The sequence below is a fragment of the Undibacterium umbellatum genome (assembly GCF_014284125.1).
Classification (GTDB): Bacteria; Pseudomonadota; Gammaproteobacteria; order Burkholderiales; family Burkholderiaceae_D; genus Undibacterium; species Undibacterium umbellatum.
The window spans coordinates 506,893-532,562 of record NZ_JACOFX010000002.1 but is presented as its reverse complement, the minus strand read 5'-3'; the positions used below and the strand labels follow the sequence as shown (position 1 = coordinate 532,562).

The window sequence follows — 25,670 nt, the reverse complement described above, 5'->3', positions numbered from 1 at the left end:
AAAATGGAAAACTGAAACATGTTAATCAACTGCGTTACTTATCAGGAAGGTCGCAAACTGTCCGACATCTCAGTGGCAGCAATCAGCGACTATGTACAACATAAGGACCAGTTTGTCTGGGTAGCCTTGCGCGATGCTTCGGATGAAGAATTACAGGAAATGCAGGTGGAATTTGAGTTACATGAACTGGCTGTCGAAGATGCGCGTCATGGTTATCAAAGGCCAAAGATAGAGGAGTATGGCGACTCCTTGTTTGCCGTCATCCACACGGTAGAAATGATAGACGGTGAACTGAATATAGGAGAACTTAATATCTTCGTCGGTGATAACTATGTCCTGTCGGTACGCAACCGTTGCCAACAAAATTTCCTTGGCGTGCGCCAGCGCTGTGAGCGGGAGCCGCATTTGCTCAAGCATGGTTCTTCATTTGTTTTTTATGCCCTGATTGATGCCGTCGTTGACCGCTACTTCCCTGTTGTGGAAGCACTGGAAGAAGAGCTGGAACTCATCGAAGAACAGATTTTCACCAAGGGTAGTGAGCGGGCGAATATCCAGCGCCTGTACCAGCTTAAGCGCAAGATCATGGTGATCAAACATGCAGTCACGCCTTTGATGGAAGCCAGCGGTAAATTATTCGGCGGTCGCGTACCTGCCTTGTGTGTCAATACCCAGGAATATTTTCGCGATGTATATGATCATCTATATCGTGTGAACACGTCAATCGACACCATACGCGACACCATCAGCACAGCAATACAGGTGAACTTGTCCATGGTTGCCATAGACGAAAGTGAAGTCAACAAACGCCTGGCAGCAGGTGCAGCAATTTTTGCGGTACCGACCGCTTTTGCTGGAATATGGGGAATGAACTTCAAGAACATGCCCGAGCTGGAATGGGCATATGGTTACCCGCTGGCTGTAGGCATAATACTTACAACCTGCGCTTATTTATACTACCGTTTTCGCAAGAGTGGGTGGCTGTAAACCGCGCTGGATACTGTTTCAAACGCATCGCAATTCAGCATGGCGATGCGTTTATTCACTTTGCAGCACTTACGCAAAATTGTCCCTGCCAGGCGTCAGCGACGAGATTTGCACCTTTGTAATCCAGAACTAAACGATTTCAATTGCAACAGAAAAAGCATGACACTGATCAAAGCAGATATTGAACTGGCAGATCAAATAAGCAGCACAGCACCAGGCATGCAAACGACGTGAGTAAATAAGTAAACAGAGTTCAATACAGCCTGATTTAGCGATTCGTCACTTCCTTCACGCTTTGCAGGTGAGCGATGCGTTGCTCGTTCATTTCTAGTATGCATAAGTAGCGTCTGTGAGATGTGCCAGTACCACCTGCTGCCAGGTTTGCTTGTAGCTCACATTGCTCTGTCCGGTAAAGCAGGTATTGCCTGCCTGACGATAGCAATTTGCTCTTAACGCGCGCGCGGTTTGCGGCGGTATCATCCCATTCGCTCACAGATGCCAGAGTATCGGCTTCCACTTGCCTGAGTGTGAAATCACTTTGCGTGACACGTTTTCCCAGACACTCCCGCGCATCGGCCTGCCCGCCAAGTGAGAAGCAGTCTTCACCAGACGCTGCACGCTGGGCCTGTGTACCTGCACTCAACATAAGTGGGGGTAAAAATAAAAAGTATTTTAATACGCGCATTCCATCGTCGCTCTGCTCAGATAATTCGAAAACAGGCTTAAGTAGTTAGAACTCATTTCATAAATAGGGTGAGATGCGTTTGCCTCATAACGTGGGCTGGCAAGGCAGACGAGGCAGTCAATAGCTTTGCCTATTGACAACGAGTCCAACGCCGTCCAGCGCGCGTTATGAGGCAAGCCCTTCGGGAACTGACGATTTTGGCGCATTGCAGCACGTAGTGTGCCACCCCTCCCTCGCTAAGGCACCAGCCTTAGCGAGGGGCACGCCTTGCACTGCATCCAAAATCGTCTTGTTCGCACTCATCCTATTTATGAAATGAGTTCTAAATAGCCCGGCTCACATTCAGCTTTATATTATAAAATCTACACCTTGCCCAAACTATTTTTCTTTGCACAGGAGTTAGTGCAACGACCAGACACCTTCATCAAAAAGAGAGCGCATTTATGAGCCCGGACATAGGGACTGCCGCAGAAGTGGCGACAGCAATAATACTGGTGAATGAAGCAGAGAAAACCAGTCATCATGCGACAGGGCCAGAAGCTCATGGTCATACCTGCGCTAATTGCAACACAGCGTTGCAAGGCAGCTATTGCCATGCTTGCGGCCAGGCTGCACACATCCATCGCTCGCTATTGCATTTAATCGAAGAACTCTTGCATGGTCTGCTTCATTTTGAAACCAAGGCATGGAGAACGATCCCGGCATTGATATTCTCACCAGGAAAATTAACCCGCAATTACATTGCTGGTCAGCGTACCCGCTATGTCTCGCCGCTGGCTTTATTTTTGTTTTTGATTTTTCTGATGTTTTTTGTGTTTTCTCTCACAAGCAACAACCCGCTTAACAGCATCTCGGATCAGCCGCATACCAAAGAAGGTATAAGCAAGGTCTTGCAAGAAAACAAGCTTAAACTGGCATCAATGCAAGATCAGCGTGCAAAACTCCCTGCCGGAGATCCCAAGCTGGAAGACCTGAAAGAAAACATCACTGAACTTGAACTGGAAATCACTGCTTTGCAGAGTTCGCTGAGTTTATTGACAGCTCCTAACACAAAAAAAGAAAGTGAGAAATCAGAGCCTGAGAGCAATCGCCTGGCCGACATCGCACGAACAATAGAAAAGAAACTGGATGGAAAAAATGTGAGCTTCTCATCCCCCCAGGTAGAGAAGAAAGTCAGGCATGCACTCAAGACACCAGAGCTAACCTTGTACAAGATAAAAAGCAATGCCTCAAAACTATCATTCCTGCTGATGCCGATTTCATTGCCGTTCTTATGGCTGATGTTTATCTTCAAACGTCGTTATGGCATGTTCGATCATGCCGTATTTTCACTTTACTCCCTGTCTTTCATGGCTTTGCTCTTGATAGTGGCAGCAATATTGAACACCTTCAGCTTTTCGATGACGGCATTGCTGCTATTTATTTTTGTACCGCCTATTCATATATTCCGGCAATTGCGCGGCGCTTATGAACTTGGTACTTTCGCCAGTTTGTGGCGCACATTTGCCTTGCTACTGATAGCAGCCTGCTCATTAATCATTTATTTGTTGCTGATCATCGTTCTCAGCGCATGATCTTCAATAACCGGGAAGTGCCTGCTGCATCAGCAGGCTTCCCAGATTACCTGATTGCGGCCATGGCTCTTGGCTTGATATAGTGCCTTGTCTGAGCGTTCCAACAGGCGACCCAGGCGGTCATCTTCTGGCCTGTAGGTGGCGATGCCTATACTCACCGTCAGGGAAAAGGTTTCGCCACTTGCTGCGCTCAAAGGCAGGGATTGGATGTGGGCACGGATGCGCTCAGCCACCAACATGGCTTCTGGCTGACTTGCCTGTTGCAGTAATACACAAAACTCTTCACCACCCAGACGGCCAAACAAATCAGATTCACGCAATTCCAGTTTGACAGTTTCGGCAAAATGGATAAGTGCCTGGTCGCCACATTGATGACCGTACTTATCGTTAATGGATTTAAAAAAATCCAGATCCAGCATCATCAAAGTCATTTGGGTTTGATAGCGCTGGCAACTTTTGAATATATGCTCGGCATGCTCAAGAAAAGCCCGGCGGTTGGCAATGCCGGTCAAGGAATCCGTTGTTGCCAATCTTTGCAACTCCCTTTCCAGCATCTTGCGCTGGGTCACATCACGACATATTCCTTCTACACCAGCAAAATTGCCGTCATCGTCAAACAAGGCCTGGCTGTTCACCGAGATATCGATGACACGCCCATCCTTGCTGACCATCTGCCCAGGAAAATCATTCACCATGCCATTCAGCATGATTTCTTTTTTGAAGGCATCCCTGTCAGAGGCCTTGGGATATAGTGCTTCGGCGGGCCTGCCTTCTATCTCTTCCGGTGAATAACCTAAAATCTTGCTGACAGCCGGGCTGACTTTTTGCACTATACCGTTGACATCGGTACGGTAATACACGTCTTGCATGTTCTCAAACAAACGCCGGAAATTGAACTCGCTGAGTCGTAACTGCTCTTCCATTTCATTATGCTCAGTCATGTCCATACCGCTGATCATGACGGCATCCCGGTCTTCAAAGCGGATAGCGCGGCTAATCACCAGCAACATGCGAAAATTGCCTTGACTGGTGCGCACACGGAATTTGCTATTCGCATTCGCCCAGTTATCGCCCTGCTTTTTTAACCGCCCCTGCGAGCGTGGCTGATCCAGAGGATGAACAAATTCATCAACAGGCCTGCCTAGCACTAGCTGCTCATCGCTGACTTCCAGTAACTGAAGCGCAGCTGGATTGAGCTTTGCCAATTTGCCATCGACCAGAATCGCAATTGCAACTGGCAAGATATCAAACAGGTAAGCGTAATAATTTTCTTTGCTCAAGAGTATTCCTATCGCTTGGACCGGGCCTGACTAAATAGGCCCATCACTATATTTTACTGCTGAGCATAGGGGAGTAAAGTAATAAAATGCAATACCTTGCAGAATGTTTTTGACTGAAGGCAGTGATTTCAACAAATTCATTTGTTTGTAGATAAAAACATATGCCAGCAAATACACGCTTTTTACCCTATCATTTCAAGCTGCGCTTCAAATACACCTTGTAGTGCTTGTTATTGCCGAGCAAGGCTTTGATCTGCTTATTTTTGAAATCCATTCAGGACAAACCATGAAGAAACGAATGCCCAACACCCTCGTCCCAATGCGCCGACTTTTTGTACTGACTTGCCTCACTGTGGCTACTGCCCTGCCAGTGTTACCGACCCTGGCCGCTGAAAAACCAGTGCAAGCCAAGCTGGTCGTGGTGTTGGTGGTCGATGGTTTGCCACAAGAGCAAGTAGTGCGTTATCGCGATCAATTTGGCCAGGGAGGCTTTCGTCGTCTGCTGGACCAGGGAGCCTGGTTTTCTGACGGACATCAGGCGCATGGCATTACCGTGACTGCAGTCGGCCATTCGGCTGTACTGACCGGCGCATACCCCTACCAGCATGGCGTCGTCGGCAATAACTGGATAGACCCGGTCACGCTGGCATCGGTCTATTGTACGGAAGATAAAGAACACACTTATATAGGCGAAGATACCAAGTCCAGTGATGGCACTTCACCTGCCAATCTGCGCGTCAGCACTCTGGGGGATGAGTTGCGTTATTCGAATGGCGAGCGCAGCAAGGTCGTCACTGTCTCTGGCAAGGACAGAGGGGCGATCCTGCTGGCAGGCAAGACTGGTACCGCCTATATGTATATGAGCAAGACGGGCAATTTTGCCAGTTCCACTTATTACATGAAATCCCACCCGCAATGGGTACAGCAATTTCAGGCAGCAAAACCGCAAGACCGTTTTTATGGCAAGGAATGGCGACCATTGTTACCTGACGCCGCCTATGCAGCCGATGCTGATGATGAACTGGTGATCAATCAAAAGGAAAAAGACAAGCGTTTCCCCTTTGTCTACACCAGTAAGTCCGGCAAACCAGATGCCGACTACTATAAGCAACTGTACACTGGACCCTATCTGGATGAAATGACGCTGGACTTTGCCCGCGCCGCCATCGAAGGAGAAAAGCTGGGACAAAACCCGTCGGGCGTGCCGGATGTGCTGGGGGTCAGTCTGTCCAGTCACGACTATGTCAATCACAGTTTTGGACCAGAAAGCCGCATGTCGCATGACCATCTGCAAAGACTGGACAGAATGCTGGCAAATTTCTTCACCTATCTCGACAAGCGTGTCGGGCTGGACAATACCATCGTTGTACTGACAGCTGACCATGGTTTTCCTAACGTGCCGGAATTTTCACAATCCATCAAACGCGATGCGCAGCGGCTGGACAGCAAGAAAATGATGGTCGACCTGAATCAGCATCTGACTGAAAAGTTTGGACAAAAGGACTTGGTCCGCAAATGGTCTGCGCCCAACTTTTTGCTCGACTATAAGCTGATAGAACAAAAAGCCCTGAAACGCGACGAAGTCGAAACTGCTGCAGCGAGATATCTGCTGGGCTTGCCAGGTGTGGCTGATAGTTTTACCCGCACTCAGCTTGAAAACGGCAACCTGCCACGCACCCGCATGGGAACCCTGATGCAACGCGCATGGCATAAACAGCGCTCAGGCGATGTCTTGGTGGTTGCCAAGCCTTACTGGTATTTTGGCAGTGAAGCACACGGCACTTCCCATGGTTCTCCCTATATCTACGACACTAATGTACCGCTGATACTCATGGGCAAACCCTTCAAAGCGGGTGCTTATGGACAGTATGCTGAAGTCATGGATATAGCGCCAACGCTGGCCCACCTGTTACGCTTACGCCCGCCTTCTGGTTCTGAAGGGCGAGTGTTGACTGAGATACTGCGCTGATCAATATCTGAATGAAAAAAAACCGCATGAATACAAATCATGCGGTTTTTTTTGTTTTCTTTTACCAACGCGGTCAGTCTATTTGGCCTGGCGATAATTGTTTTGCATCGTATAGCCTCGCGCATAGAGCGCAAACAGGAAGGCAGCAAACAGGGCAAAACCGGCAAAGAAGAACATCTGGAAAGCAGTGACGCTCATACCAGTTGCCTTGATTTGCTCTGTTACAGCTGCGCTCTTGACGCTGGAGTTTGCCAGCAATACCCACAGATTGCCTATCGTGACGGACAAATTCCAGAAACTCATGATCACGCCCTTCATCGCCAAAGGTGCCTGGCTGTAGGCGAATTCCAGGCCTGTGGTGGACACCAGCACTTCACCAAATGTCAGCAAGGCATACGGCAAGATTTGCCAGGTGATTTCCAAGGCATTGCCACCATCAATTGCCAACTGCATGAAGCCAACCACGATCCAGGCAAGGCCTGAGAAGGCAATGCCAGCCCCCATGCGGCGCAAGGCTGTCAATTCAACGCCATTGCGTTTCAACAAAGGATACAAGACAATATTATTGAAAGGGATCAGCAACATCACCAGCAAAGGGTTCAACGCCTGCATTTGGGCAGCCTGGAACTCAAAGGAGAAACTGGAGGAAAATATAGAAAATGATATTGTCGGCTTGATCATATCATTAGCCTGCAATACCCAAGTCGATGCTTTTTGATCAAACAGGGACCAGAATGGTGTCACCAAGACAAACACCACCAGGATACGCAAGACTGAGCGTACGCCATCAACCGCGGCGTCAGGATGGATACCACGGGCACGTTCCAACTGCATCCAGGCACCCATGCCACCAAAGCCCAGGACCAGTACCAGCGCCAGACACAGGGCAGCGACGATACCGACTTTAGGGATCAGGAACATGGAACCTATCGCCAGCAAGACACCTGCCACTGCCATGAAATAACCGCTCCTGGCCTGACCAGGCACATTGGTCGTCAAGGCTGTACGCACCACATTCAAGAAGGAATGCGGGTCACGCGGGGCTGGTGGTACATGGATGTATTTGGTACGACCAGACCAGAAAATGATGGTCGCAATCAACATCAGCACACCCGGGATACCAAAAGCGATACTGGCACCGAATTCTTTGAGGAAGAAAGGCATCAGCAAAGAGGCGAAGAAAGAACCGAAGTTGATGATCCAGTAAAAGCCATCAAATACCTTCTGTGCGAGAGAGCGATTCGACTGGTCAAACTGGTCACCGACAAAAGAAGTCACCAGCGGTTTGATACCCCCTGACCCCAAGGCAATCAGGAAAAGCCCGGTATAAAATCCGTTACGGTTATTCTCAAAAATAGCCAGGCAGGCATGGCCGCAGCAATATACCAGGCTGAGCCACAACACAGTATTGTACTTACCAAAGAATCTGTCAGCCAGCCAACCACCGAGCAAAGGGAAGAAATACACACCGATGACGAAAGTATGAAACACTTCTTTCGCCATGCCCTTGCGCAATTCTTCCGGCATGGACAACAGCAGGCTGGTAATCAGGAAAGGCGTGAGGATATTACGCATCCCATAAAAGCTGAAGCGCTCACAGCCCTCATTGGCGATGATATAGGGTATTTGCTTTGGCATCTGCGCTTTTTCAGCGCCATCCATAGCCGCGGATTGAGTCATTCATCTCTCCTGTTCAATTGTTTTTATCACTGCATCAGCAAAAATCTCTTTTGAAGACGGGATTGCTATTTGGGATTATGGATTTGTTTTGTCCGGTATATAAATTGGATATATCTGGAAAAACAGTGGGCGAAGTATCCAGATTTGTGAAGGGGTAGTCAAGCCTGAAAACGTACCTGATGACCAGAGAAAAGCAGCACATGCGAGCTCATCTGGAACAGGGTTTGAAAATGATGCCAGACAGCTATCAGAATATCGCCTTTAACAAATTGCCAGCCGGGCTGCAAGCCTCGTAAATGCTAGCTTTGTGCAGTGCAGAAAGAAAAAACTTATGGATGCATGACTATACGGTTATGAATACAATTTCAGCATAATATTTTTATCCGTTTCAAAGAATATCTCACCCGCAAAATGAAAATGCCCACTGGTCAGGTGGGCATTTCTTGCATCAACTTACAGCAGGTTTGCCGCTGATTTTGCGCCACACCTTAAATGGCAGGCGGTAGATAAAGCGCAACATGATCAGTGTCAGCAAGGCTTCAACAAATGTCGTAATGAAGGCAAAGAAAGTATTCCAGCGCGATTCACGGCTACGGAACTTGGCCAGCATGCGGTCACGGCTGATTTCTATGCTGTCATAGAAAGTCGGCACCACGAGTAAAGTCAGGAAGGTAGAAGTGATGGTGCCGCCAATAATTGCAATCGCCAATGGGCGATAGAACTCACCACCCTCACCCAGACCGATAGCCACGGGCAGCATACCGGCGATCAATGCAAAGGTCGTCATCAGAATAGGACGCAGACGCTTGCGGCCAGCATACATGAGTGACTCTTCGCGGTCATAGCCTTCTTCTTCGCGCTTCCTGGCACAGTCAAGCAAGAGAATCGCGTTCTTTGCGACAAGCCCCATGAGCATGATGATACCGATGAAACTCATCAGGTTCAGTGTACCCTTGGTCATCAACAAGGCAACGACTACGCCGATCAAACTCAAAGGCAAGGACAGCATGACGGCGATGGGGGCAGTGAAAGAACCAAACTGCATGACCAGGATCAGGTACATCAGGCCTATGCCGGATACCAGAGCGATGGTCATTTCAGTAAACAATTCTTTTTGCGAACGTGCCGCACCACCCAGCTCTATGCCAAAGCCAGCTGGGAAGTTCATGGCCTTGGCGAGCTTCAGCGCCTCTGTCGTGACTTCTCCAGAAGACTTCCCTTGTGCATTGGCAGATACTTCTATCATGCGTTTGCCATCGGTATGCTGGATCTTGGCTGGCCCCTTGCCCATGGTGATTTTGGCAATTTGTTCCAGCGGCACCATTTTGTCACTACCCGCCACAGCGATCGGCAGACGCTCTATGTTTTCTGCACTGATCCTGTCATCAGGATGCAGGCGCACTGCCACATCACGCGCTTCACCGGTAGGATCAACCCAGTCACCAATCTCGACCCCGGCAAACGCCACGCGCAAAGCCTGGGCTGCATCATTGACCGAAATGCCAAGAGAGTTGGCCAGACCACGATCCAGTTCTATCTGCAATTCATCTTTGGGATCTTGCTCGGATAAGCCAACATCTACTGCGCCCGGCACTTTACTTAACTGCCCCATGAAATCAGTTGCAATCTCAGTCAGCTTTCTGGAGTCAGGGCCAGAGAATCTGATTTGCACAGGCTTTCTGGCACCATTACTGAGGTCGTCCTGCACCACATATTCAGCACCGATAATGGTGGCTACCAGTTTGCGCAACTCGACGCCAACCTCAGTCGCCGAGCGTTTGCGTTCGGTACTCTTGCCGATGTCGACATACACACGCCCACCGCCGCTGTTGATGACGCTGTTGGTCGCCTTGGTCTCTTTCAGGGTACGTGCCAACTCAGCAGCTTTCTCTACTTTCATGCGACCATAATCGAGACTGGAACTGGATGGTGTGCGCACATCTATCACCAAAGTACCATTGTCTGAGACTGGCAAGAAACTAGTGCCACCCTTGGCTGCATGCAAGGCGATGGCACCGCCAAAACTGAGTGCTGCGATCAGCGCCATCCAGATACGGTGATGCAAGGCCCAGGCAATCACGTTGCCATAACGGTCTGCCTGATGATCAAACCAGGTATTGAATTTAGCCAGCACCAGACTGATGCCACGTTTTTTCTCCAGGTGATGGCCTATCGGGTCACCCCAGTAAGCAGACAACATGGGATCAAGCGTGAACGAGATAAACAGACTGACGAGGACAGAACTGGCAACCGTTAGCGCAAACGGTCTGAACCATTCACCTGAAACACCGGGCATGAAGGCCACTGGAATAAACACGGCAATAATAGAAAAAGTAGTCGCAGCAACTGCCAGACCAATTTCCTTGGTGCCGTTGCTGGCAGCTGTACGGCGGTCTGATCCCATCTCCATATGGCGCACGATATTTTCGCGCACCACAATCGCATCATCAATCAGCACGCCTATCGCCAGCGACAAGCCCAGCAGGGTCATGAAGTTGAGGGTAAAACCACATAACCAGACGGCGATAAAGGCGGCAATCACAGAGGTCGGCAAACTCAAGGCAGTGATCAGCGTGGAGCGCCAGGAATTGAGGAATACATACACCACGAAAATCGTCAGTACTGCACCAAACATCAGGGACTCAATGACATTATTCAGGCTGGATTGCGCATCCTTGCCACCATCCTGCGTGACTTCCAGCTTGCTGCCTTTTGGTAGAGTTTTGTTGATTTCTTCGATCAGTACACGTACTTTATTGGCTACCGTCACGGTACTGGCATCACGTGAACGGGTAACAGAAATACCGACATTGGGGTTACCATTACGTATACTGAAACCACCGATTTCAGCAAAGCTGTCAGCAATTTCGGCCACTTGCGCCAGTCTGACCAGATCAGTACCACGGCGCTTGATGACGATGTTCTGGAATTCTGCCGGGGACTCTATGCGACCTATAAGCCTTATGCTTTGCTCATCGAGCTTGCCGCGTACTTTGCCTACCGGTGCCGTGGTATTTTGATTGCGCAACGCAGTGACCACTTCACCAACTGAGACATTGTATTCACGCAATTTCTGCGCATGCAGCAAGACTGTCAGTTCGCGTCGCAACGCCCCGTTCACACTGACCGTGGCAACACCATCAATGCCACGAAACTTATCGGACAAGTCATCTTCGGCGAGGCGTGAAATCTCGGCATGACTGAGGGTACTGGAAGACAATGCCATCTGCATGATGGGCTGCGCCGAGGGGTCGCTACGCTCCAGTATGGGCTCGCGCATTTCCGTCGGCAATTTATAGCGAACTGATGCTATCGCGTTTCGCACTTCATCCGAGGCTTCGATGAGGTTCTTATTGAAATTGAAAACGATCACGACTTGCGCACGGCCTTCAAATGCTGTCGAACGCACTTGGTACACGCCGGTAATGCTTTGCAGTGATTTTTCCAGGCGATTGACGATCTCGCGCTCCACCGTTTCTGGTGATGCGCCTGGATAAGGGATGCTGACCACCAGCACTGGCTCTTCCACATCGGGAATCTGGTTAACCTTGAGTTTCTTCAGCGCCAGCAAGCCCATACACATGAGGGCGATGATGATCACGATCATCGCGACCGGACGCTTAATACTGAAATCGGAAAGGAACATGATTTATTTCCCTTGTGGATTGGCAGGTGCAGTGCTCGAAGCTGCAATTGCTGCACTTGCCGAAGCCGCTGGCAACACGGCGCCGGCCGTAGCCACCATCTTCACTTTTTGTCCATCCACCAAAGTGGAAACCGGGTTGCGTATCACCTTGTCACCATCGACCAGTCCGCTACGAATTTCAAAATCACCACGACGCGGGTCACGCTCACCAACCACAATACTGATTTTGTTGACAACACCATCCTTGATGCGCCAGACATAAGCCTTGTCGCCGTCACGCACCAATGCCGTACTCTTGATCATCAGGGTCTGGGTCGAACCTGTTTCTATACGGCCCTCTGCGTACAAGCCAGATACTCTTGGTGGACTTGCATCGGCAAAGGCCACCAGCACTTCCACCTGCCGGGTGGTGGCATTTGCTGCCATATCTACACGCTTCACCTTGCCCGCAAAAACCTGGTCACCGTAACCATTGACACGGAAACTAACTGCCTGGCCTATTTTAACCTTATTGACCTTGTCAGCAGCCAGCAAGCCTTCAAAACGCATGCTGGTCGGGTCGATGACCTTGACCAGTTCTTTGCCTATCTGCGCGGTATCGCCGGCAGACACCTTGCGCTCGCTGACTACGCCGTCAAAGGGAGCGCGCACTTCTGTGCGTTGCATTTGCTGGCGCGCCTGCGCTGCCCGTGCCTTGGCAGCCACCAGATCACTCTGGGCATTATTGCGGCGGATTTCCGCATCTTCCAGTTGCTGGGTTGAAGTCATTCCCGATGCACGCAAAGTCTTCAGGCGCTGGAACTGGCGCTCAGCCTGCTCCAGCGACTGGGCAGATGCCCTCGCAGCTTCTTCTGCCGAATTGCGGCTGTCGCGTATCGAGGTATCATCCAGGCGCACCAGCAAATCACCACGTTTCACTGTCTCGCCGTTTTCTTTCAATACTTGCAAAACCACCGTGGACAGTTCAGAACGCAGGTCAGCCTTGCGTTCAGGCTGTATTGAGCCGGTAATCACGGGGCCTGACGAGAGTGCGCTATTCTGGATAAGCTGCAAATCTTCTTGCGTCACCAGCAAAGGGCTGTCCGGTATCTTGCCACTGGCCGACTTTGAACTCGCTGAACCTGCACTGGACTTGGCCTGGTCCGATTCCTTACCCTCTTTCCCTCCCTTGCTGCATGCCGTCAATACCAGGGCAAGGGAAAGGAAAATCAGACTGGGTCGCAACATGGTGAATCTCCGTATATTTATAATAAATGTTTGTCTAAGAAGCTGATTTGTAACAAAAAGTTCTAATTCTTGCCAAGTATCCATGAGCATGTATGCAAGTGTCAATCATGCATTACCTGCTTGCAACACTGACCCCGAGCGCCTTGTTTATGGGCGATTTTCTTGCATTCCCTGCACAAGTCCGGTAGGCTCCCGCCTCCTGCGTGTTTACCAAGTCCCTTATTGTGTCTGTTACTGTGTCGCCACCTGTCTTACTGATCGTTACTGATGTTTTCGGCAATACTCCTGCGATTGCCAGCTTTGCCCGACAGTTTCCTGTGCCTTGCCTGATTGCATCGCCTTTTAGCGGTGAGAAAACACAATATCCGGCAGAAACTCTGGCTTATCATGCCTTTATTGCTGAGGGTGGAGTCGGAGCCTATGCCGAACATGTTGCCCAATTAATAGAGGCAAATCAGTCCAGCCTGCGTTATGCATTCGGTTTTAGCGCGGGTGCCAGCGCCCTGTGGCTTAATAGTGCCAATCCAGCAATGGCAAAGCTGCAGCAAGCCGTATTGTTTTACGGCTCGCGCATTCGTGACTATCGCGACGTGCAACCTGTGTGTCCCACGCGCCTGATATTTGCAGAGCAAGAAGCCGCATTTGAACCAGCAAAACTGGTGGCCGATTTGAGGCAGCGCAACCAGGATGCAGAGCTGGTCAAGGGCAGTAAACATGGTTTCATGAACCCCTATTCTGCCGGTTTTTGCCTGAAAACCCAGGAGCTATTTTTGAAAGAGTTGCTCAATCTGACACAAATCAGCGCGGCGGCCTGAGCCGTTTTGATACCTATAGCTACCAGGCAAGATTGAGTTTCGCCCCCTCTTACCCTATACTTCGCACGCGTGACACAATCACCGCCTTGTGTTTTTGATTACCAACCAGTGATCAGGGACCGTTTTACTTGCATGACAACGCCACCACTTATTTAATAACTTTTTTGCGGCACCAGTGCATCTGCCTGATCTGGCAGCTCGTCTGGTTGATCCGCGCGGAGCCATAAGCATGACCGCCTTTGTATTTAATGAAATCAATTTCGACGACCACGAACAAGTCGTGTTCGCATCCGAAGCCAAATCCGGCTTGAAAGCCATCATCGCAGTCCATAACACCAATCTTGGCCCGGCCATGGGTGGTTGCCGCATGTGGAATTATGCAGATGAAGCCGAAGCTGTACGTGATGTATTGCGCCTGTCGCGCGGCATGACGTACAAGAATGCAGTTGCTGGCCTGCCCATCGGCGGCGGCAAAAGCGTCATCATCGGCAACCCAAAGACTGACAAGACCCCTGCCCTGTTTGAAGCCCTGGGTGAAGCCCTGGAGCGCCTGGGTGGCCGTTATGTCACAGCTGAAGATGTAGGCACCAGCCCGGCTGACATGGCCAATGTCGCCAGCAAGACCAAATATGTTGCCGGCCTGGGCGACCGTGGTGACCCATCCCCGTATACCGCACTGGGCTGCTTCGTGGGTGCCCAGGCAGCAGTCAAGCACCATTTCAAACGCGACAGCTTTGACGGCCTGACCGTGGCACTTCAAGGTCTGGGTCACGTAGGTTATGACTATGCCCGCCAGTTGAAAGAAGCCGGTGCCAAGCTCATCGTCACCGATATCGATCAGGCCGCACTGAAGCGTGCACAAGAAGAACTGGGTGCAGAAGTCGTCGCCATCGACGCCATCTATGACGTGCAAGCCGATATCTATGCACCTTGCGCCCTTGGTGCGACACTGAACCCGGACACCTTGTCACGCCTGAAAGCCAAAATCGTCGCCGGTGGTGCCAACAACCAGCTGGCGACACCAGAGATGGGCGAAATCTGCCGTCAAAAAGGCATCCTGTATGCACCTGACTTTGTCATCAATGCCGGTGGCATCATCAAGGTTTGCTATGAATACCTGAACACGCCAGAAGACGGCATGGTCGCCCATGTGCGTCGTATCGGTGAAACCCTGGCAGAAGTATTTGCCCGCGCCGATGCAGAAGGCTTGCCAACCAGCGTCATTGCTGACCGCATTGCTGAAGCCAAGTTCAAGAAGTAAAATTTCTCGCTGATGCAAGTTCAAAAGCCTCCAGATTGATACTCTGGTGGCTTTTTTTATTTCGTACTTTTGCATCTGCCGCCATCACAAACATCTGCATTTACTGGCCCAATCTCGGCAAGCATATTCTATTTGAAGGCTGGTCTTCTTATCCAACCGGAGAATATGAATGACAATGATTTCGAATTTTCCCATGCTGACCCACTAAAAATCGTGGGCGGACGACAAGATGTATTCCATGCTGAGTGCATTGCCAGAAGAAGAGCTATTGCGCCCCGCCTGACACGTTTTGGCAATATGCTGTGCACCCTGAATCATGTGTATGTCATCGACGATATTTTTCGTGCCCATTTGCTGGCTCAGTCGCATGACTTTCAAGACCGCAATACTGCCACTACAACGTCAGGGATGTGTTGAGAGCATGAGTTACGCAGCGCCTTGAATCAACTCGATTTCAGGCTTACACTCACATGTTCATTCATTAACGACCCGACTGATCATGACCACACTCACTACTGCACGCCTGCGCCTGGAACCAATGAACGACAGCCATTTTGATGGTCTGTTCCACATGAACAGCCAGGTCGAAGTCATGCAATACATCACCGGCAAGCCAGACACGCCAGAAGACACGCAGGCGATGATAGAGCGCGTCAAGTCGCGCTGGATAGAATATGGTTTTTCCTGGTGGAGTTTCATAGAAACCGAGAGTAACGAAGTCATAGGTGCCGGCTGTATACAGCACCTGGGCCGTGACCCGGCCAATCCACTCGAGACAGGCTGGCGTCTGCGCAAGGAGAGCTGGAACAAGGGTTATGCCTCAGAAGCCGCGCAAGCCATGGCTGCATTTGCCTTTGAAAATCTCAAGGCTGAATCCCTGTGCGCCGTCTGTCACCAGGATAACCATGGGTCAGCCCATGTCATGAAAAAACTGGGCATGCGATATCGTGGCATAGAACGCTGGTATGACATGGATACCGCTGTCTATAGCATGGGCCGGGCAGACTGGCTAGCCAATCAAGCGTAGCGTTTACTCGGTCGCCACGACGATGCGGTTGCGGCCACCCTCCTTGGCACGATACAAGGCCATGTCGCTGGATGATAGTGAGACATCGGCATTCAGATCACTGGCCTGCATCACGGCTATCCCTATGCTGACCGTCACCGGGATGATATGGGTGTGCGCATTGACTGGTGTATCCAGCAATTGCTTTTGTACCCGCTGCGCAAAAATGGTGGCATCAGTAATGCTGGTGCCTGCCAATACCACGGCAAATTCTTCGCCACCCACCCGGCCGGCATAATCACTCTTGCGCAATTCATCGTGCAAGATATGAGCAAAATGTCTGAGCACCAGATCGCCTACCGCATGCCCGTAGGTGTCATTGATGAGCTTGAAATTATCCAGGTCACACATGAGTACCGCAGCAGCTTTGCTGGCACCACGCTGTATGCGCGCCAGCTCTTCTTCAATGCGACCCATGAAGCTGCGCCGGTTGGGGATTTGCGTTAAAAAATCTATGGTCGCCAGTTCCTGCAACTCTTGCTCTATACGCTTATGTTCCGTGACATCGGTAATAAAGCCATGCCACAGAGTAGATCCATCCGGCAAACGACGCGGCCTGGCATCCTTTTGACGCCAGCGTATGCCCTGCTGTGGCAGGTTGACTCGGTACTCAAGATGCAAGTGCTCCAGCCTACTGGCTGACTTCAACACAGCATTGCGGTAGGCGGGGAAATCATCGTGATGTATACGTGCATGCACCAAATCCACGGCTTCCTGGATTTGTGCCGGGCTTAACTCATAGATATCGCGTATTCCTTCACTAAGGTAGGTAAAGCCTTCTTCACCATTGGCATGCAAGCAGTATTGATAAGCCAGCCCTGGTACTTCATTGGTCAGGCAGGTCACCAGGTCGGCACTTTCTTGCAGGCGTTGCGACAAGGTGCGCATGGCTGTAATGTCGGTGGTAGTACCTATCATGCGCAAGGGGCTGCCATCTTCCGCGCGGCTGACTACCTTGCCACGGCTGGATATCCATTTATAGCTACCATCCTTGCAGCGCACCCTGTGCTCAACGACATATTGTTCGGTCTGGCCTTCGAAGTGCGCTTTGATCGTGGCTTGCACATAAGGCAAGTCTTCAGGATGAAGCCTGGTAAAACTGTCTTCTATACTATTCGAGATTTCTTCATCGGCATAACCGAGTATGGCTTTCCATCCGGGCGAGTAGTGTATCTGGCCAGACTGTATATCTCTGTCCCAAATGCCAGTGGCACTCCCCTCTATCGCCAGTGCCATGCGCAGCATGCTGGCCTGACTTTGCTGAGCAAGGGCTTGTGCTTGCTGGATTTGCAACTGCTCTTGCTTGTGTTGCAGCAGATTGGCAACCAGGCTGGCAAGCTCTTGCAGCATGTGCGCACTGGGCTTATCAAATGGAAGTTCAGCTTTGTTTAAGCAGCAGATGCGACCGAGAGGAACCTGACTGGCATTGAGGACTGGTGCACTTTCTATAATGGTCAAACCATGTCCTTGCACGACTTTCTGCCAGGCTGCATGCAAATCAGTATCACTTCCAGCGAGTCGCAAACATTCATGCATGCTTTTCATGCAAGACTCAAGCAAACCCGCAGGCAAGCCAGAAGCGATCAACAAACTGTCCTCGCTTGCGACGGTATTGTTCACCGCGATAATCGTCAATAAAGCGGGATAGTGCGCATCCATACTACGAACTATTTGCCGCAGGCTTTCATCGAGCGCCGAATTTTCAGCAATAGCACTCATGCATAGCTTGTACAAGCTCAATAGATGTTGAACTTCATCATTACTTTTAGGCAAAGTATCCGAACTCATCTCTGCTCGATATCCCTGCCGGGAAATTGCTTGCACATGCCTGGACTCATTTCTCGCGATAGATCATCATATACTAAAGCGCCTACGCATGAAGATGAGCGAGATTTTTTCATGTTGGCGCTTTTTACAACAAGCCGGCATGTATTACTGATCACAAACCTTCCAGATAAAAGGCTTCAGGCTGTCCTTTATTGCGCATGAATGCCGAAACTTCATCTTGCCACAATTGTGGCTGCAAACTTGCCGTGCTGCGTGTAATGAAGCGGCGCATGGGCCTATGGTCAAAAGCCTGAGCCAACAGTTTTTGCATACCAGAAAAACTGTCAGGGTTAATATGCACTCCCTGGGCAATGCGCTCCGCAACCAGATTCACTTGATGCAGTATCGCTTGTTCACGTCTGGCATCGCCCTGCACTGCCACTTCATAAAAAGAGGTAAGTACGGCAAAGCCTGGTCGCACGCCTTCCAGTAAGCTGGCTTGCAATCTGTCATGTCCATCCAGTATCAGATACGCATTCAGGCTATGTATATACCAGACCAGTAATGGCGGCAATTGCCCAGCACGAGCCAGCTTGCGCCACCATTTGACGCGCCCGCTATCCTTGTGCTGTGGCGCAAACAGATTCAAGACTTGCCCGTTACCAGACATACACCAATCAAGATAGACAGCAGGTGCCTGCAATAGCTGAAAATCTTCCTCTCCAGCACCGAGATGCCAGTCACGCAAGCGGCGCTTACTACGCCAGTGTGGGTGATAGATCTGGCTGCCATCGCAGTACTCCAGCGCCCATAATCCGTCAGACAAACAACTGATGTCTACGTTGCGCAGTGTCTGCGCAAAATGTTTCAGCCATAATCTTTTTTGCTGCTCGCTGGACGCCGCAGCAATATGCTGAACCTCAGTTGAGCTAATGGCGGGCAGGCAATCCAGTCGCTGCGGCAAATTGCGGTAGATGGTCACACCGTTATAGCCTTCTTCGATTTCTGCCCACAGCAGAGGTAAATCACCAGCATCCAGACGCATACGTTTGCCAGCAGCTGTACGCAAACGCATAGCGGGCTTTGGTGCATTGCTAACAGTGAGCAATAGTCCTCTCCATTGCTCATATTCGCGTTCATGGTCGCCGGTATCGTCCTGATAATGGATGTTGATCGCCATAATGATGTTCTTTTATCAGTAATTTCACAGTCCCTGCTTCTTCAGCGCCTCAATCTCAAAGTCACCATCATCAACCAAACGCTCCCATCCTGCAAATTTGTCCAGCCCCAGTGATCTGGCCATGGACAGCAATAAACTTTGACCTGGCTCTGTACGTTCAGGCACCAACTGATAAACAGGATCGCTGAAAGCTGCCGCTGGCGTCGTGAACTTCCAGCCCATCTCCTTGAACTGGGCCAGCACATCATCGAGCCACAAGGCATTGATCAAATTGTGATGCATGAGCAAGACTTGCGGAATATCGCGACCCTGTAATTGCCAGGACAAGGCTCGATAAGCTTCTGCACGCTGGCGTACATGGGCCAGGTAAGCCAGCTTGATGGGCGTCACATCTGCCTCTGGATTTTTCTTGAGTACCTCTATCAATTTTTCATTCAAACGCCAGTCGCTGGTATCCAGGCTGACATAGGCGTTGCGATAGTTTTGCTGTTTCAAAAAATTGCGCATGCCATCGCGTTTTTCTGGCGTATTACCTTCACGCAGATAAGTATAGCGATACCATTTCTGATAACCCGGCAAAGTGCTGATGATCTGGTCGCAATCCAGGATTTCTTGCTGGTATTGCGCCAGGCTGACTTTGTCACTGTGCAAATTTGGGTGGCTCATGGTATGGTTGCCGACAGCATGACCAGCATCACCCCAAGCCTTGGCGAGTACATAACCAGCGGGTTGTTTTGCCGCATAGTCTGCGGTGACAAACAAGGCGGCAGATACACCATGTTTAGCCAGGGCATTTAACATAGTTTGATTGCGCTGCTCTGGGCTCAGCCTTGGCGTCTGCTCCAGATTAGGGCCATCGTCTATGGTGATGGCGACTGTTTGTGCACCTGCATTTGCAGCAAGCGCCATGCATGCCATCAAGATGAAAGAGCGAGTCACGCCAGTTAAATTAAGGAAAAGTTTCAATTCAATTTCATTTTCTGAGTAAGTTTAATCAATCACATAGTCAGCAGATTCTTTAGCTGGCTCAGCAGCATCAGCCGCTTGAATGAGCATGAACCGCTGACCATTCCACTGATAAAATTCGGCTTGTTCCCCATGGCTTGCCGGTATGGCTAACAGAGATTTCTTATTCCCTGCCTTGTCGTATGTCCATTCAAATGCTCGAGCCATCAGTGTTTGTAGAAGTTTGTATTCACTTTGTACCATGCCATATACCAGTAGCTCTTCATAAGCAACGCGCTGCTGGATTTTCAGGATAACGACAGGTTTTTCTGCCAACGTAAATTCTGTAGGCAGTTGCAAGCGTGGATTATAGCCATGCGCAAACTGTTCTTGAGAAACCACTCGCCAATTCTGTTTTTCTTTTTTCAGTATGCTGACTATGCTTGAAGTTCCAGCTCTGTTTGCATTTCCAGACTGGCTTGACGCTCTGCTGGACCAAGTGACAATCTTCCAGTCATCCTGCATGCTAAGCATGCTGTAATTGTCAAAGTCACTCAGATTTGCCTTATTCCATACAGGAATCGCCTTTTCCTGCTCACGCGCACTGGCTATAGATTGATCGTCTTGCTGACAAGCTGTGAGCATCATCAGGGCAAGAAGGTAAAACAGTGCTTTTTTATATGGCATGAGCTGTGTCAGAAAGATTTTCTTTTGATGTCAGTAAAAATTACCGACAAGCAATAAAACAATCGCCCGTAGCATATCATTAAGTTTTATCAGGCGCATGGAGTGCATTTAACATTACAGGTGTTCATTTCATTTCATCCCCTGCGACTTATAATTCTGTTGCTAAGCCCTTGTTTCTGCACTCGTACCTGCATTTGTCACACCACTTTCAAACCTGGATAAAATTGAAGGAGATATCAGCATGAGTATCGTTAGCTCGCACGAACCTGGCGCATTTTGCTGGGTAGAACTTGCCACCAATGATCAACCAGCAGCCAAAGCATTTTATGCTGAGCTGTTTGACTGGACTGCCAATGACAATGAAGTGGGGCCTGGGAGTTTCTACACCATATTCCAGCTCCATGGAAATGATGCTGCAGCGGCATACACCCTGCATGCAGAACGGCAGGCGGGCATACCACCACATTGGGCGATTTATGTGTGCAGCAATGATGCTGAAGCAACAGCAAAACGCTGTGCAGAACTGGGGGGTGAAATTGTCCTCCCGGCATTTGATGTCTATGACCTCGGGCGCATGGCGGTATTAAAAGATCCTACCGGTGCTTTCCATAACATCTGGCAACCAGGGAAAAATACCGGTATAGGCGTACAAAATGAGCCGGGTTCCTTTTGCTGGGGCCAACTCAATAGCAGCGATACGATCAAGGCTGAAGCCTATTACACTGCCTTGTTTGGCTGGAAAGCCAACACAGGTAGCGATGGTGGCATGACATATACTGAATGGCAGCTAAACGGCACTGCCATCGGTGGCATGATGGCCTTGCCTGATGGTGCCATGGCTCCCTCACACTGGCTGGCATATTTCAGTGTTGTAGATTGCAATGCAAGCGCGGCCAAAGCCCAGTCCCTCGGAGCAGCCACTTATGTGCCACCGACCGACATTCCCAATACTGGCCGCTTCGCCGTCATGGCTGACCCACAAGGCGCAGTGTTTGCCATTTTTCAGCAGGCCTGAAGGCATTAAACACAAACTCAAGCCCGGACTCAGGCTCAGGCCGCAGGCGCTGCCGCTAATTTTCGCAAATGATCAAGCGCATGCACTACGCCTGGTCTGGGGCTGGACAACACTTCCTTGTCCAGATCCCTCAGTTCCGGCACTGCTGTTGCCATGGATGCCTGCGCCAGCACGACGACGTCAATGGCAGCATCATTTTGCAAAGCTTGCCTGATCGCATTGGCTATCGCAAGCCGGTAGGCACCACTGTCTCCTTGCAGGAAAAATTCCCAAGCACCATCAATCAGTAAATTGCTGATTGAAACTGGTGTACTCAATGCAGTGGCGGATTCCTGCAATAGTTCTGTCGTCGGGATCAGCGTGCTTTCCAGCGCAGCCGCCAGCAAGATACGCGGCCCCAGGGCCACAGCACGATCAGCCATCGCACGATCAATTCTGGCAGTTTGCAAGCTTGCCTTTCCACTCATGCGTTCAGCCACACCCCCTATACTGGAGCAGGTGCAGACCACCAGGCGCGCACCACTTGCCGCAGCATCTTGCATGGCAGCGTGTACGCTATTGATCACTGTCGCATCCGCTACGCCCAGCTGTTGTGCTGCGCTGAGCAGGGATGCGTCAACATGGTGATGTACCTTGACGCCAGGAGCCAGTTCTTGCATCAAGGTCTCAAAAGTGGCTATGTGGACTGCTGATGTATGCAAAAAAGCGAGTTCGTGCTGCATAAAGCCTTCTATTCAATTGAGTTTCTTCATATGTGCTACCAACTGATCCAGAGCGGCACCCCACCCCTGGTGGAATCCCATATCCATATGTTTTTGCATGTCTTCTGCATTTTTATGCATGACCACTGCCTTGTATCTGGTGCCCGCTTCATGTGCTTCAAATGTGACGGTGGCGGTCATGAAGGAGTTGCCTGTAGGACGGAAACCTGGTCCCAGTGCATCGGTAAACACCAGTTTCTTGCCTGGTATAACTTCGAGATAACAGCCTGCGTTATCGTGATCAACACCTTCTGGTGAACGCATGACCGTACGAAAGATACCTCCAGGACGCAAGTCAATTTCACAATCAACGGTTTTCCAGGGGGCGGGCGTGAACCATTCCAGCAAATGCGCTGGCGTCGTCCATGCAGCCCACACCAGCGAGGGTGGGATATCGACGATACGTTCAAGCTCCAAATCGAGTTTGCTTGTTTCTGCTGCCACTTCAGACATCACAGGTCTCCTTGATTTTATACTCTGCCAGCATAAGTAAACGACAGCAAAGATGGTTTGAATGCCAGCTCCATTTGCAGACGGCTACCAGCAACTGAAAATACATGCCAATACCGCACTCCACGAATTGGCAAACACGCAAACAAATATAGCGCAAGCGTATGCTTAGATAAACACTTTTATTATGAAATTTGCTCTACTGCGCGATTTTCTCTTCTGGCCGCAGTTGCTTGAGGCTTTGATCGAAAAGTTCGAGCAAAAACTTGTGCCTCGGTGACAGATAGAGGTAGACGGGCTTAAAAAACAAGTCTTGCAAAAGATAGCTATCCGCTGCTTGCTGGCTATTTTCCATGATCTTCAGCGCCAGGGATTTGGTCATGATGCAGGCATCACCATGTTTTCTCAAGACCATATAAGCACAATCATGTTCCGAAGCCACCGGTATCAGGTGCTCCATTTCCTTGTGTGCAGCGATAGCGGCATTGCCACGTACATAAAATACTTTATGCTTGATCAAGTCATTCAGGGATTTGACGATGAGGTTCTTGTCATGGGTCAGCACACTAAAACTCAGCTGCCCCAGGGGCGTGGGCACACGTATCGCCGCCGGAGCCATTTGCTGAAATTCTTCAAAACGCGGCATTTCACCCGCACTTTCATTGTCCTGCAACATCCTCAATGAACGTCCGGGTGGGTAAGCTGTCAGCTTGCATATCAAGCCATTTCTTTGACATAGTTTGTCGAGCAAATTCTTGCTGTCGGCAAAAGCTTCACTTGACTCACTGAGGGAGGACGTAAAACGCAACACTTCCCGTTGCAAGACCTGATCACGAGCATTCACATTGGCGCAACTGAAAAATAAAAGCAGTAAAAGACATGCGCGCACAAACACAGCTTTCTCGTCAGGATTGACACTTCATTCAGAAAATAAACAGTGAAAGCAAATGCAAGTCACTGGAAATACACAAGCAGCACCATCTTAGTATTCAACAATAATCAACGACTTACAAGCGAGAATTAGGGGACTGTTGCGGCGCAGATGCAGCTTGTTATTTTCTGTCAACAATCTTATGGCTCTGACATATCAAATCCATCATAAGCAGCAACTGCACGTTATTTCGCTTTAATCTCGACTCCAATAACATCAGTCCCGTGTCACCTGATGCGACAACATCAATCTGCGACCACTTCTGCCTCCAGCGCCTTAGCTGTACGTTTTGCGTTGTACAGCTCCATATTCAGCAAGCCCAGCCGCTTGGCAACGATGGTGGGCACCAGTGCCTGTCCTGCGACATTGACTGCAGTACGCCCCATGTCGATGATGGGTTCAACAGCGAGCAACAGACCCACGCCTTCCAGCGGCAACCCCACAGTAGACAAGGTCAGCGTCAGCATGACCGTAGCACCGGTAGTACCCGCGGTTGCAGTAGAGCCAAGCACAGAAACCAGGGCTATCAAACCAAGTTGGGTTACATCCAGATGCAATCCATAAAACTGCGCAATAAAAATTGCGGCGATTGCCGGGTAAATGGAAGCACAGCCATCCATCTTGGTAGTCGCACCCAGCGGCACAGCAAAGGCAGCATATTCACGTGGCACACCCAGATAACGCTCGGTAACACGCTCTGTCAAAGGCATCGTACCCATCGACGAACGCGAAACGAAACCCAGTTGCACAGCAGGCCAGACACCAGTGAAATACTGGCGCACTGACAGGCCGTGCAACTTGATCAGCAAGGGATAGACCACGAACAAGACCAGCAGCAAACCCACATAAACTGAGGCACTGAAACTGGCGAGCGAACCCAATGCATCCCAGCCATAACTGGCAACAGCATCACCCAGCAGGGCCAGTGTACCTATTGGTGCCAGGCGTATGATCCACCACAATATTTTTTGTACCACTGCACCGACCGCATCGGTAAAGCGCAGCAGTGGTTCCGCGCGCTCACCAACCTTGAGTGCTGCAATACCTACAGCGATCGAAATAACCAACAATTGCAGAACATTGAAACCCAACTGAGTAGAGGCGACAGCTTTCTCTCCCACCAGCTTGACTGAGCTGCTGGCTGTCATGCCCAGGATATTACCTGGCAACAGTTGATTCAGGAAAGCCCACCAGGAACCTGTCCTCGATGGTGCATTCGCCTTGGCTGCATCGACGACCGCACCTGCACTTGGATTGGCCAGTAGACCTATTGTCAGGCCTATGGCAACGGCGATAAAGGCCGTAATCGCAAACCAGATCAAGGTCTGTGTCGCCAGTTGTGCTGCATTTTGCAAACGACGCAGGTTGGCAATGCTGCTGACCACCGCTGTCAATATCAGGGGCGGTATCATGAGTTTCAACAAGCCCACATAGGCATTGCCGATTGCACCAAGTGCAACCTGCAACCAGTTGGCCTCGCTACCTTGCGTGCCCATGTTACGCGCTATCAGCCCCACCACTACCCCGGCCAATAGACCTATGACTATCTGCGGCCCGAAAGACTTCCACCAGCGTGCGCCATGCCCGCTGGGCAATGCTGATACAGCCACCTTGTTATTTGAAGTTTGCATATCCAGATTCCCTGTGCTTCTGACATGATGATTAATGCCTGCCATCATGCACCAAAGACCGAGCTATTTGCAAATACAGAAATTCATTCCAGCAATGAGCTCTGCGCATAAGGCAA

The 25,670-nt window shown here is 50.2% G+C and carries 21 protein-coding genes; 8 read left to right on the top strand and 13 right to left on the bottom strand.

What is annotated here, in order from left to right; genetic code table 11:
• Nucleotides 1-18 precede the first annotated feature (18 nt).
• The gene (corA, locus tag H8L47_RS06800; protein WP_186952579.1) at nucleotides 19-984 is read left to right on the top strand and encodes a magnesium/cobalt transporter CorA; all 966 of its coding nucleotides are present in this window, start codon (nucleotides 19-21) and stop codon (nucleotides 982-984) included.
• 268 nt (nucleotides 985-1,252) lie between these two features.
• On the opposite strand, the gene H8L47_RS06795 is transcribed toward corA, so the two are convergent.
• Complete coding sequence (locus H8L47_RS06795) at nucleotides 1,253-1,630, bottom strand: lysozyme inhibitor LprI family protein (RefSeq protein ID WP_186952577.1); 378 nt, start codon at nucleotides 1,628-1,630, stop codon at nucleotides 1,253-1,255.
• A gap of 482 nt (nucleotides 1,631-2,112) precedes the next feature.
• Here H8L47_RS06795 and H8L47_RS06790 point away from each other — a divergent pair, with 482 nt between their 5' ends.
• Nucleotides 2,113-3,243: a DUF3667 domain-containing protein gene (locus H8L47_RS06790; protein WP_186952575.1), complete on the top strand. Its 1,131-nt coding sequence runs from the start codon at nucleotides 2,113-2,115 to the stop codon at nucleotides 3,241-3,243.
• Between the two features lie 29 nt (nucleotides 3,244-3,272).
• On the opposite strand, the gene H8L47_RS06785 is transcribed toward H8L47_RS06790, so the two are convergent.
• Entirely contained in the window at nucleotides 3,273-4,523 is a 1,251-nt protein-coding gene (locus H8L47_RS06785; RefSeq protein WP_186952574.1) for a sensor domain-containing diguanylate cyclase, read from the bottom strand.
• 286 nt (nucleotides 4,524-4,809) lie between these two features.
• Between H8L47_RS06785 and H8L47_RS06780 the strand changes: the two genes are divergently transcribed.
• Nucleotides 4,810-6,492 carry an alkaline phosphatase family protein gene (locus H8L47_RS06780; RefSeq protein WP_230413624.1) on the top strand — a complete coding sequence of 561 codons (1,683 nt, stop codon included), beginning with the start codon at nucleotides 4,810-4,812 and terminating at the stop codon, nucleotides 6,490-6,492.
• Between the two features lie 78 nt (nucleotides 6,493-6,570).
• On the opposite strand, the gene H8L47_RS06775 is transcribed toward H8L47_RS06780, so the two are convergent.
• From H8L47_RS06775 to H8L47_RS06765, 3 genes are all read right to left on the bottom strand, one after another.
• Nucleotides 6,571-8,172, bottom strand: coding sequence for a POT-type proton-dependent oligopeptide transporter (locus tag H8L47_RS06775; protein WP_230413623.1), 1,602 nt, complete (start codon nucleotides 8,170-8,172; stop codon nucleotides 6,571-6,573).
• Between the two features lie 448 nt (nucleotides 8,173-8,620).
• Entirely contained in the window at nucleotides 8,621-11,818 is a 3,198-nt protein-coding gene (locus H8L47_RS06770) for an efflux RND transporter permease subunit (protein WP_186952572.1), read from the bottom strand.
• Between the two features lie 3 nt (nucleotides 11,819-11,821).
• A complete protein-coding gene (locus tag H8L47_RS06765) occupies nucleotides 11,822-13,045 on the bottom strand; it encodes an efflux RND transporter periplasmic adaptor subunit (protein ID WP_186952570.1) in 1,224 nt (407 codons plus the stop codon).
• A 224-nt stretch (nucleotides 13,046-13,269) separates the two neighbouring features.
• Between H8L47_RS06765 and H8L47_RS06760 the strand changes: the two genes are divergently transcribed.
• The 4 genes from H8L47_RS06760 (at nucleotide 13,270) to H8L47_RS06745 (ending at nucleotide 16,148) form a co-directional block, all read left to right on the top strand.
• Nucleotides 13,270-13,860, top strand: coding sequence for a dienelactone hydrolase family protein (locus H8L47_RS06760; RefSeq protein WP_186952568.1), 591 nt, complete (start codon nucleotides 13,270-13,272; stop codon nucleotides 13,858-13,860).
• Between the two features lie 229 nt (nucleotides 13,861-14,089).
• Nucleotides 14,090-15,121: a Glu/Leu/Phe/Val family dehydrogenase gene (locus H8L47_RS06755; RefSeq protein WP_110255884.1), complete on the top strand. Its 1,032-nt coding sequence runs from the start codon at nucleotides 14,090-14,092 to the stop codon at nucleotides 15,119-15,121.
• A 165-nt stretch (nucleotides 15,122-15,286) separates the two neighbouring features.
• Nucleotides 15,287-15,538 carry a hypothetical protein gene (locus H8L47_RS06750; protein ID WP_186952566.1) on the top strand — a complete coding sequence of 84 codons (252 nt, stop codon included), beginning with the start codon at nucleotides 15,287-15,289 and terminating at the stop codon, nucleotides 15,536-15,538.
• Nucleotides 15,539-15,620: 82 nt separating this feature from the next.
• Nucleotides 15,621-16,148, top strand: a complete 528-nt coding sequence (locus H8L47_RS06745) for a GNAT family N-acetyltransferase (protein WP_186952556.1) — start codon at nucleotides 15,621-15,623, stop codon at nucleotides 16,146-16,148.
• A 3-nt stretch (nucleotides 16,149-16,151) separates the two neighbouring features.
• Here H8L47_RS06745 and H8L47_RS06740 read toward each other — a convergent pair whose 3' ends face one another.
• From H8L47_RS06740 to H8L47_RS06725, 4 genes are all read right to left on the bottom strand, one after another.
• Nucleotides 16,152-17,975, bottom strand: a complete 1,824-nt coding sequence (locus tag H8L47_RS06740) for a sensor domain-containing diguanylate cyclase (RefSeq protein WP_230413622.1) — start codon at nucleotides 17,973-17,975, stop codon at nucleotides 16,152-16,154.
• Nucleotides 17,976-18,126: 151 nt separating this feature from the next.
• A complete protein-coding gene (locus H8L47_RS06735; RefSeq protein ID WP_186952554.1) occupies nucleotides 18,127-19,134 on the bottom strand; it encodes a hypothetical protein in 1,008 nt (335 codons plus the stop codon).
• A gap of 24 nt (nucleotides 19,135-19,158) precedes the next feature.
• The gene (locus H8L47_RS06730) at nucleotides 19,159-20,100 is read right to left on the bottom strand and encodes a polysaccharide deacetylase family protein (protein ID WP_230413621.1); all 942 of its coding nucleotides are present in this window, start codon (nucleotides 20,098-20,100) and stop codon (nucleotides 19,159-19,161) included.
• Nucleotides 20,101-20,124: 24 nt separating this feature from the next.
• Nucleotides 20,125-20,766 carry a hypothetical protein gene (locus H8L47_RS06725; RefSeq protein WP_186952552.1) on the bottom strand — a complete coding sequence of 214 codons (642 nt, stop codon included), beginning with the start codon at nucleotides 20,764-20,766 and terminating at the stop codon, nucleotides 20,125-20,127.
• Nucleotides 20,767-21,007: 241 nt separating this feature from the next.
• Here H8L47_RS06725 and H8L47_RS06720 point away from each other — a divergent pair, with 241 nt between their 5' ends.
• On the top strand, nucleotides 21,008-21,781 hold the full coding sequence (locus H8L47_RS06720) for a VOC family protein (protein ID WP_186952550.1): 774 nt from the start codon (nucleotides 21,008-21,010) through the stop codon (nucleotides 21,779-21,781).
• Nucleotides 21,782-21,816: 35 nt separating this feature from the next.
• Here the strand turns inward: H8L47_RS06720 and H8L47_RS06715 are convergent, their stop codons facing one another.
• The 4 genes from H8L47_RS06715 to H8L47_RS06700 form a co-directional block, all read right to left on the bottom strand.
• Nucleotides 21,817-22,440: an aspartate/glutamate racemase family protein gene (locus H8L47_RS06715; protein ID WP_230413620.1), complete on the bottom strand. Its 624-nt coding sequence runs from the start codon at nucleotides 22,438-22,440 to the stop codon at nucleotides 21,817-21,819.
• A gap of 75 nt (nucleotides 22,441-22,515) precedes the next feature.
• Nucleotides 22,516-22,995: an SRPBCC family protein gene (locus H8L47_RS06710; RefSeq protein WP_186952546.1), complete on the bottom strand. Its 480-nt coding sequence runs from the start codon at nucleotides 22,993-22,995 to the stop codon at nucleotides 22,516-22,518.
• A 196-nt stretch (nucleotides 22,996-23,191) separates the two neighbouring features.
• Nucleotides 23,192-23,836, bottom strand: a complete 645-nt coding sequence (locus H8L47_RS06705) for a type 2 periplasmic-binding domain-containing protein (RefSeq protein ID WP_186952545.1) — start codon at nucleotides 23,834-23,836, stop codon at nucleotides 23,192-23,194.
• Nucleotides 23,837-24,168: 332 nt separating this feature from the next.
• Entirely contained in the window at nucleotides 24,169-25,554 is a 1,386-nt protein-coding gene (locus H8L47_RS06700) for a dicarboxylate/amino acid:cation symporter (RefSeq protein WP_186952543.1), read from the bottom strand.
• Nucleotides 25,555-25,670: the final 116 nt, after the last annotated feature.